The 8,970-nt window shown below is 67.8% G+C and carries 6 protein-coding genes and 1 pseudogene; 4 read left to right on the top strand and 3 right to left on the bottom strand.

Annotated elements, in window-relative coordinates; genetic code table 11:
* Nucleotides 1-224: 224 nt before the first annotated feature.
* The 3 genes from ABZZ20_RS36315 to ABZZ20_RS36325 form a co-directional block, all read right to left on the bottom strand.
* Entirely contained in the window at nt 225-2,990 is a 2,766-nt protein-coding gene (locus ABZZ20_RS36315; protein ID WP_356877241.1) for a PKD domain-containing protein, read from the bottom strand.
* Nucleotides 2,991-3,502: 512 nt separating this feature from the next.
* Nucleotides 3,503-3,691 (bottom strand): hypothetical protein, encoded by a 189-nt coding sequence (locus ABZZ20_RS36320; protein ID WP_356877243.1) that lies wholly within the window; start codon nt 3,689-3,691, stop codon nt 3,503-3,505.
* A 59-nt stretch (nt 3,692-3,750) separates the two neighbouring features.
* Nucleotides 3,751-3,936 carry a hypothetical protein gene (locus tag ABZZ20_RS36325; RefSeq protein ID WP_356877245.1) on the bottom strand — a complete coding sequence of 62 codons (186 nt, stop codon included), beginning with the start codon at nt 3,934-3,936 and terminating at the stop codon, nt 3,751-3,753.
* A gap of 439 nt (nt 3,937-4,375) precedes the next feature.
* On the opposite strand from ABZZ20_RS36325, the gene ABZZ20_RS36330 reads away from it, so the two are divergent.
* The 4 genes and pseudogenes from ABZZ20_RS36330 to ABZZ20_RS36345 all read left to right on the top strand — a co-directional run bounded on the left by ABZZ20_RS36330 (nt 4,376) and on the right by ABZZ20_RS36345 (nt 8,822).
* On the top strand, nt 4,376-7,120 hold the full coding sequence (locus tag ABZZ20_RS36330; protein WP_356877247.1) for a PKD domain-containing protein: 2,745 nt from the start codon (nt 4,376-4,378) through the stop codon (nt 7,118-7,120).
* Between the two features lie 339 nt (nt 7,121-7,459).
* A pseudogene (locus ABZZ20_RS36335) lies at nt 7,460-7,690 on the top strand (DDE-type integrase/transposase/recombinase); the annotation flags it as partial.
* Nucleotides 7,691-8,003: 313 nt separating this feature from the next.
* A complete protein-coding gene (locus tag ABZZ20_RS36340; RefSeq protein ID WP_356877249.1) occupies nt 8,004-8,495 on the top strand; it encodes a hypothetical protein in 492 nt (163 codons plus the stop codon).
* Nucleotides 8,496-8,600: 105 nt separating this feature from the next.
* A complete protein-coding gene (locus tag ABZZ20_RS36345; protein WP_356877251.1) occupies nt 8,601-8,822 on the top strand; it encodes an IS3 family transposase in 222 nt (73 codons plus the stop codon).
* Nucleotides 8,823-8,970: the final 148 nt, after the last annotated feature.

Consider the following 8,970-nt stretch of genomic DNA (forward strand, 5'->3'; position numbering starts at 1 on the left):
CAAGACCCTCGGATGGAGGACACCCGCCGAAGCCCTCAACGAGCACCTACTCTTGACTCAACAAGCCGGTGTTGCGACGACCGATTGAGTCCGGGGAATACACCTCCAGCCAACTCAGCTCAAAATAGTCACATTGGGGCATCGACACAGCATGGGGCAGACTGCGACCGCACTCACGCCGCACGGTTCGACCGGGTGGCCGAGGGCTCGCGTTCTCGTGGGGCTCAGCCCTTGGTGAAGTAGCCGAGCAGGTCGGTGATCACGTGGGTGGAGCCGCCGTAGCTGTTCCAGATGCTGACGCGGCCGCCGTCGCCGACCGGGGTGGTGACGTGGTTCGGCACGGTTGCGCCGGGGCGGGTGTTGAGGCTGCTCGCCTCTGGGCGGGTGGCGCCGTACCCGTACGCGGTCAGGAAGGTCGGGGCCGTGGAGTCGGTCGCGGTGACGTTGAGGACCGCGCCGACGGCGTCCGCCGGCACGCCGGAGACCGTGGTGGCGCTACCGGCGGCCAGCTTGCCGGTGCTGCGGGTGTCGGCCAGGCGGCGCGGGAGGGTCGGCGTAAAGAGTGTCTTGCCGTCCTTGCCGTAGTAGCCGACCGCGTCGAGGATCACATGGGTGGAGCCTGTGCTGATGTGGAGCGCGACGATGCCCTGCGGGCCTACGGGGACGATCACTTGGTTCGACTTGTCCTTGCCCGGCTCCGGGTTGAGGTTGGACGTCTCGGCTCGATGCGCCGGGTCCGGATAGACGGCGATGTGCGAGTCGCTGGTGGTGCCCGTGCTGGTCAAGTTGAGTGCGACGGCGGTGGCATCGGCTGGAATCCCGGCGAGACCCGCGACTTTGACGGTGAAGAAGACGCTTTCGGCCAGTGGAACGCCCGTGCTGCGGGTGTCGAGGAGGCGGGTCGGGGGCAGTGGGGTGAAGCGCTGCCCGGTGTTGGGCTGGTAGTAGCCGATGAAGTCCACGATGACCGAGGCACGGCCCGTGTTGAGCTGCGCCAGCACCTTGCCTTCGAGACCGACCGGGACGGTGACCATGTTGGCGGAGGTGCCGCCCGCGGCGACGTTCACGTTCGAGCTCGCCGGGCGCGTCTGGCCTGCCGGCCAGACGGTGAGGTGGGCGTCTTCGGTGGAGTCGGTGACGGTCACGTTCAGGACGGCTGCGGTCATACCTGCCGATAGCTCGTGACCCGGTACGGCGGTGCCCGCGGGCAGTTGCACGGCCAGGGGTTCGCCGCCCTGGATCGGGGTGTGCGTGGTGCGGGTGTCCAGGAGGCGGAAGGGTTCGGTGGCCACGTAGCCGGACGGCGCGTAGTCGACCTTCACGCTCCGGCTGGAGGTGGACTTGGTGCCTTTGACGTCGGTGACGGTGACGCTGACGTTGTATTCGCCGACGGCGCGGTAGGCGTGCCGGACCGAGTGAAGGTCGTCGATGTGCTGGGATGCGCCGTCACCGAAGTCCACGTCCACGCCCGACACCTGCCACGGTGCCGCAGTGGCCGAAGGGTCGACAGCGAAGGTCAGTGGGGTTATGCCACCCTTCGGGTCGTCCCACTGCGGCAGGACGGCCGTGGCGGTGAAGGCGGCGGTCAGTGGTCCTGCAGGGGTCACCTTGGTCGACCGCGAGGCCGAGACCTTGGTTCCGATGCCGTTGACCGCGGTCACCTTGACCACGCAGTCGCAGGGGGAGGTGTAGACGTGGGCAGCGGTGATGCGGGCTGCGTTGCCCTGCCGGGTGACCACGGGAGCCGTTCCGTCGCCGAAGTCCACGGTGTAGACCAGCGCCGTGGGCCAACGGCTGTTCGTGGCGGCCTTCACCGTCACCTTGGTGCCCACCGGCGACCAGACCTGGTCGAGCTCCATCGGCTCGACGGCGCTCATGATGTCCGAAAACTCTCCGGCGCCTCGGTCCAGATACCCGCCGTCCTTACCGGTGTTCGAGACGCGCGGGTCATCCACGGGTGGACGCCCGTTCATGTCGGTCGGGAGTGCGCCCGGTGCCGTTGCGTCGGCGGAGTCGATCGTGGGCGACCCCTCGATCAAGCCGACGCCGTCGCGCGATGGCGTCAAAATGTCGTGGGCGCCCTGGCCGCTCGCGGCCTGGAACTCAGCCAGAGTCCGATAGCCCGTGCCGGACCAGTTGTAGGGGACCGTGGCGACCCCGGGATTCTCGGTGATCAGGTTGTAGTCGGCCCGGGTGCCCGCCGCCGCAGTCCGCGACACCGAAATGCCGCCCAACGGCTCCTTGGGCGCCCTGCACCCGCTGACGATGAGGCTGTTGAGCACGTTGTTGAACAGGGAAGAGCCGGTCGAGTCGCCGCCGACGGAGACGATGGGCCCGCACTCCCCGATGACGGTGTTGTTCGTGACGATGGTGCCGGGTGCATCCACGACGGTGACCGCCGGACCCTCGTTACGGCCGAACCCGATCAGATTGCGGCTGAGCATGGTGCGCTGGGAACCACCGTCGATCCGGACACGGGCCAGGCCGCTCCGGATGGCACGTACATCCGTGCTCCCCTCGCCGACCACGAGACCGCCGACGTCACCACCGGAGATCCGCTCCAGTACGACATCGTCAGAACGGCTGACCTTGACGCCACTCTTGAGACCCACCCCGCGGAGCACAACGTGGGAGGCACCACTGATGGTCAGGGGCTCGTGCAGATCCACCCAGCCCATGGTGCCGTCACTCGCATCGGTGGTGAAGGTGATCGGCTTGCCCGGCTCTCCGGATCGGTCGATCGTGACGGCCTCGTCGATGGGGGAGCCTGGAACGATCCGGACGGTCTGTGCCGGCTTGACCACCTTGGCCGCCGCCGAGATCGAGCAGAACGGGACGTCCTGCGTCCCCGCTCCGGAATCCCGACAGCCGGAGCCCTGTTTGTTGTTCACATACAGGTCGGTCGGGGTCTCGGCAGCGGCAACCGCCGGTATGCCGAGGAGGGTGACGAGGCCCGCGGTGAGCAGGACCGTCATACGAGTAGGGCGCACCAGCAGGGCTCCTTAGGGAAAGGTGCTGCGTGGATTCGGTTCGGTGCGGCTCTTCACGGCTCCGGAACGGCCCGTTCGCCGCACGGCCGCAAAAGGCGCATGAGAATCCAACAGAGACGTGGTCCATGATCTCCTGGGCAGGCTGCTCTTGTCATGAGAAAAATGAACATGCTCAAAGTTCGCGAGTAGGCCATGAAACCCGAGGCGGGCGAGGGTCACGGTGGCAACCATGCCGCCGAGGATGCCGTCGCTGCCGTGTACCGACGCCGACGTTCGATAGATGCCCCGCCACCGCCCATCCCCGCGAGTGCGGGGAGCAGCCGTAACAGACCAGGTCCATGTCCGAGCGGGCGGGTTCATCCCCGCGGGCGCGGGGAGCAGACTTGCTGACCTGCCACTTCAGGCGAGCGAGGAGGCCGTTTAGGGTTCACGCGAACCGGAATCTCAGGTGAATCGTTGTGAATCTGGGCTCGCGTCGACGTGGGGCAGGCAGCCAGCGCGTCGGCCAGTTGTCATACGGACACGGCGCCGGAGTCCGGGAGACCGGCCTGCGACCAGGCCTGTTGTGCGGTGGCCGTGTCACCCTCGGCGGCTGCCAGGACGTTCTGCTTCGCGCTGTTCTCGTGGATCGGGTCGGTGTCGAGGCCGAAGTCCGCGAGGTGCACGACGATGCGTACTTCGAGCTTCGGGTTGGACGCCATCCGCTCGTTGAGGCGCTAGAGCCGCACCCGGTGACCGATCAGGGCCCTGGCGCGCTCGATCATCGCCCGGCCGGCCTCGGAGTCGCCGCGGTCGGTGCGGATCGGCTGTTCCAGCTCCCCGAGGTGTTACGCAGGATCAGGACACCGCGGGTGCTGGAGGCTTCCACCCGTACGTTCAGCAGCGTGGCCGTGAACTGCTTCGCGGCATCCAGCCGGACGATGTCCTGGCCGACCGTGTCCCCCAAGACATAGAGACTGACGGCGCGCTCGCGAACCCGGTCGGTCCAGTCAGCCTCCCACCCTCCGGGCAGGGCCCGACGGCATGGACGGCGGCGATCACGAGGTCGAGGTCACGAGGGTTCACCGCCCCATCATGGCTGACATGGATCCGCAGGGTCGTCCGCCCCTGCTCCAGGCCTGCCAAGCTCCGATTAAACAGTCGGCGCGCGACCGACTCGGCGACCCGGCCGCTCGATCGCCTCAAACCCCTCAACGGATGTTGAGCGTGTTCATATTTCTAGTGACAACGGCTGGCTGGTAATGGATCATGAGCAGCGTCTTTGTGGATTCTCATGCGCCTGACGTCCCTCGGGGGGAACGGGCAGGCCGTTCGGCGTCATCCAGCGCCGCACCGAACCGAGGTCCACGCAGCCCCTTTCCTCTTCCTCCGAAGGAATACTGTTGGTGCGTCCTACTCGTGCGGCGGTCCTGCTCACCGCAGGCTTCGTCACCGTCCTCGGCATACCGGCGGTCTCCGCCGCCGAGACCCCTGTCGACTTGTTCGTGAACAACGGCAACGGCGCCAACTGCTCCGATACCGGCACCGGAACGCAGGCCGCCCCGTTCTGCTCGATCCAGTCGGCGGCCAAGGCGGCGGTACCTGGCCAGACCGTGCGGATAGCGCCGGGCTCCTATCCCGGAGCCGTCACGATCGGCCGCTCCGGAGAGCCGGGCAAGCCGATCATCTTCACCACCGACACCAGCACCGCCGTAGGCAGCAGGTCGAAAGCGGAACTGGTCGACCCTCTGACCATCGACGGCGCCTCCCACCTGGTGTTCCGTGGGATCAAGGCGACGCGTGGCGCCACGGTCGAGCGTTCCGGCGACATCGTCATGGAGGCTTCCGAGGTCATGCGCGAGCTCGTGATCGGTGCGGGAAGCGCGGACGTACGTGTGAGCCGGAGCTACGTCATCTCTGCGCAGATCAGGGCCGGCGCCAAGCACACGATCCTCAACCGCAACAACCTCCGCAGCAACGGTTCCCTGCCTCCGCTCACCGTAGTGGACGCCCACGGCACGGCCCTGGCCAACAACACCGTCGGCAGCTACTGCGGTGGGGGCATCTCCGTCAGTGGCGGTTCCACCGACTCCTCGGTGTTCAACAACGTGGTCCGCATCGAGAGCTACCAGTCCCCCTCCTGCGCGACGCCCACCGACGCGCGCCACGGTCTCCTGGTGGCGCAGAGTGCGGCACCCAGCACCCGCGCCGACTACAACATCCTCGTGCGCCAGCCCGATGTGACGGCTGCTCCTTACAACTGGGCGGGCACCGCGTACAAGACCCTCGCGGAGTTCGGGGCGGCGACCGGCCAAGGTCTACATGACCTCGTGAACCCGGCGGACCTCAACGCCGCCCTCGTCGACTCCGCCGACGCGACGGCGCCGGGTGCGCTGGCCTCCCCGGACGTCGACGGTTTCGGCCCGATCGACGATCCCAACGTTGCCAACACCGGCAAGGACGGCGGGTTCCTCGACCGCGGTGACCACGAGGGTCACGACCACCTGACCAAGGTCACCATGTCGGTCGACCAGCCCTGGGCGCCAGTGGGCACAAAGGTGGAGGTGCAGGCCTCGTCGAACAGCCGCTGGCCCGCCGACATGTCGTACAGCGTGGACTTCGGCGACGGGAGCGCGCCGGTCGTCACCCGGCAGGGCGGAGCCGCCCAGGCCGTCGCCTCGCATGTCTACGGCTCTCCGTGCGCGTGCGTGGTCAAGGTGACCGCGTCCAACACCGCCGGGAAGAAGGTCTTCACCGAGCAGCCGGTCAAGGTGACCGCGGCCGGTGCGCTGACCGCGGCCTTCACCGCCGCGCAGGTCCTGCCTTCCTCGGACAGCCCGACCGAGGTCGTCTCCCCGCTGACCGTCCGGGTCGACCCGTCGGCCAGCGCGGCGCCGTGGCCGTTGAGCAGTGTCGACGTGGACTTCGGCGACGGCACCACCGAGCACGTCCCCGACCTGTCCAAGGTCACGCACACCTACCGGACACCCGGCGACTACAAGGTGACCCTCACCCTCCAGGACTCCAAGGGCAGCACGTCCGCCTCCGGCCAGACGTTCAAGGCGGACTACGCGGCGTCCGGATACGTGGCGACCGAGCCGTTCCGGTTCTACGACAGCCGCGAGCACACCCCCTGCATGCCGGGCGGCGTCCCCCTCTCGATGCAGTTGCCCATCGGGCTCAACCGGCCGGAGCACCCGCTCTCGGGCGGCATGTCCGCGGTCGTCCTCAACGTGACCGTCACCGGTGCCACCGAGGACACCCACCTCACCGTCTGGCCCGAGGGCCAGGAGCGTCCCGCGACCTCGAACGTCAACGTCCGCGCCAACAGCACCACCTCCAACACCGTCACCGTCCCCGTCAGCGGCCACAACGGAGCCTGGATGCAGCTCAACTCCGGCTGGGCGTCGATCATCGTGGACTTCGTGGGCTACTACCAGCCGAACATCGGGCAGCGATTCACCCCGCTCGCCCCGGCCCGGCTGCTCGACACCCGCACCACCGGCGGCGCGCTGCCCGGCGGCAAGCCCCGTACCGTCAAGGTCGCCGGCGTGGGCGGCATCCCCGCCGACGCCACCGCGGTCGCGCTCAACCTGACCGGCACCGGCGCCACGGAGAACGCGCACGTCATCGCCTACCCCGACCCGGCCAAGCGGACCGTCACCTCGAACCTGAACGTGGAGCCGGGCAAGGACAAGTCGAACCAGGCCATCGTGCCGGTCGGCCCGGACGGCACGATCACCCTCTCCACCAACTCCGGTTCCACGCACCTGGTGCTCGACGCCGTGGGCTACTACGGAAAGGACGGCAAGGCTCTGTTCAAGCCGGTCGTCCCCAAGCGTCTCGCTGACACCCGCACCACGGGCAAGCTCGCCCCGGGCGCCACAACGACGGTCTCCGGCCTGCCTGCGAACGCGGTGGGCGCGGTCCTGAACGTCACCGCGACCGACACCACCGGCCCGGGCTTCCTGACGGCGTACGCCTTCGGCGGCACACTCCCCGGCGCCAGCAGCCTCAACACCCTCCCCGGCGCCACCGTCCCCAACCACGTGACCGCCCCGGTCGGATCAGGCAAGGTCAACATCTTCAACAGCTGGGGCGGCAGCAACCACGTGATCACCGACCTCCTCGGCTACTTCACCAACCCGTAGAACCACCCGACACGCACAGCACGCACTGACGCGGGAGTATCACGAAAGCGGTGTTCACCACTCGGTTGGCGTAGAGGTTTCTCGTTGGTCTGGTTGGCTCACACTCGTTCGGCCGAGAGTCGGCCGTCGAAGGCGATGTCGAACGCGTTCATCGCTTCCTTCCAGCGGCTGGTCCACGCTTGCGGCCCTTGCCGGTCGGGTCGAGGGCGAGGGCGGTTGATCAACGCGAAACGGGTGGCCCGCGTGATGCGCAAGTTCTCCATCCGGGGCATTCGCCTGCGCAGGCGGGTCCGCACCACGATCTGCCAGCCGTCGGCGACACCGGTCCCGGACCTGTTCCAGCGGGACTTCACCGCCCCCGCGCCCGGAGTCAAGTACATGGGCGACATCACCTACCTCCCCACCGGGGACGGCCGGTTCCTCTATCTGGCCACTGTCCTGGACTGCTTCAGCCGCCGGGTGGTCGGCTGGTCCATCGCCGCCCACATGCGCACCGAACTCGTCGCCGACGCCCTGCGGATGGCAGCCGCCACCCGCGGCGGCCTGAGCGGCGCGGTCTTCCACTCCGATCACTCACGCTGGCCGCATAACCACCCCGACGCGTGTCCACCTTCTCGGGGGATGACCCGTTGCCGTGGTTCGCGGTGCGCTGCTGCACCACGCTGTGGAGCCCCGAAGTAAGGCGTCACCCGAGGCGAGGCCGGCGGAGACGGTCGCTTCGCGGCCACCCAGGCATGGGCCCGTGCTAGCCGGCATGGGCCACTTCCGACCTCCCCCCTCACGCCCCCTGCGGACCGCGAGCCGGTGTTCGCGCCGCGGCAGCCCGGCTAAGATCTGCCCGCCCCGCGATGCGCGCGAGGGTCGGCACCTGGGGGTGGCAGGGATGGCGCAATCCTTGATCGGTGAACGGTTCGTCGTGGGCCTCGGCTGCAGGGTGAGCATCAAGGGGGTGGCTGTTACGACCGTCAAGTGGAGCATCTCGCACCTGCCGACCGGCGGCGCGAACCGGCCGACCAGCCGTGAACAGAGCGTGGGGATAACCTGCCCCCGCTGCTCGCGGAAGTTCTCTGTCCAGGTGGAAAGCGTGGCCAAGGCCCGGCGCAAACAGCTGATCAATCGGGCAGTGGGCTGGCTGCTGCTCCTCTCACTCCTCGTCACCGTCCCCATGCTCTTCCACCTCGGCGGCCAGACCGTCGAGGAGGGCGACACGCAATCGTCCGACCTCGTGGGCATCCTTTTCGGGCTGGTCGCCCTCGCCGTGATCGCCGGCCCATCGTTCCTCGTCGCCGCGAACCACAACGGCGTCAAAAAGCTCCGGCTCGTACGGAACGACGGCACCAGGACCGCCCTGGTCCAGGGCCACCGGCTGTTCTGAGGCCGTCCGAGCTCCGACGATCGGTGAGCGGCCATCGTCGCGACCGAAAAGGAAAGCGAATGCCACAGCACACCAATCGGGCGCTCCCGGTACGCGAGTTGCTGGATGGTGATCAAGACCGAGTGCATCCGCGGCCGCGTCTTCGCCACCAGAGCCGAGGCGAACCTCGCCCTCTTCGAGTACCTCGACGGCTTCTACAACCCCCGTCGCATCCAGAAACGCCTCGGCTACCTCAGCCCAATCGAATTCGACGAGAAGCACTACGCCAACCAGGCAGCAGCCGAACAAGTGAACCTGAAATTCCGTCAACCCGCCCCGACCAGCTAGTCCGGTCCTTCGCACATGAAGAGTTCGGATGAACTGACGATGTGACCGGCACCTTGGCGGGTGCCGGTCGTTGTACCCGGCATGCCGATATCTCGTTCGCGTCGCTCACGGGTGCACCGGCCGCGTTTCGCGGTGGAGTTGACCTCCG

Source organism: Streptomyces sp. NPDC006430 (assembly GCF_040612395.1).
GTDB lineage: Bacteria > Actinomycetota > Actinomycetes > Streptomycetales > Streptomycetaceae > Streptomyces.

Excerpts from the sequence above, each read along its gene's own strand:
- ABZZ20_RS36320 (WP_356877243.1), bottom strand. The coding sequence starts at position 3,691 with ATGGCGTCCAACCCGAAGCTCGAAGTACGCATCGTCGTGCACCTCGCG.
- ABZZ20_RS36340 (WP_356877249.1), top strand. The coding sequence starts at position 8,004 with ATGGCGCAATCCTTGATCGGTGAACGGTTCGTCGTGGGCCTCGGCTGC.
- ABZZ20_RS36345 (WP_356877251.1), top strand. The coding sequence starts at position 8,601 with ATGGTGATCAAGACCGAGTGCATCCGCGGCCGCGTCTTCGCCACCAGA.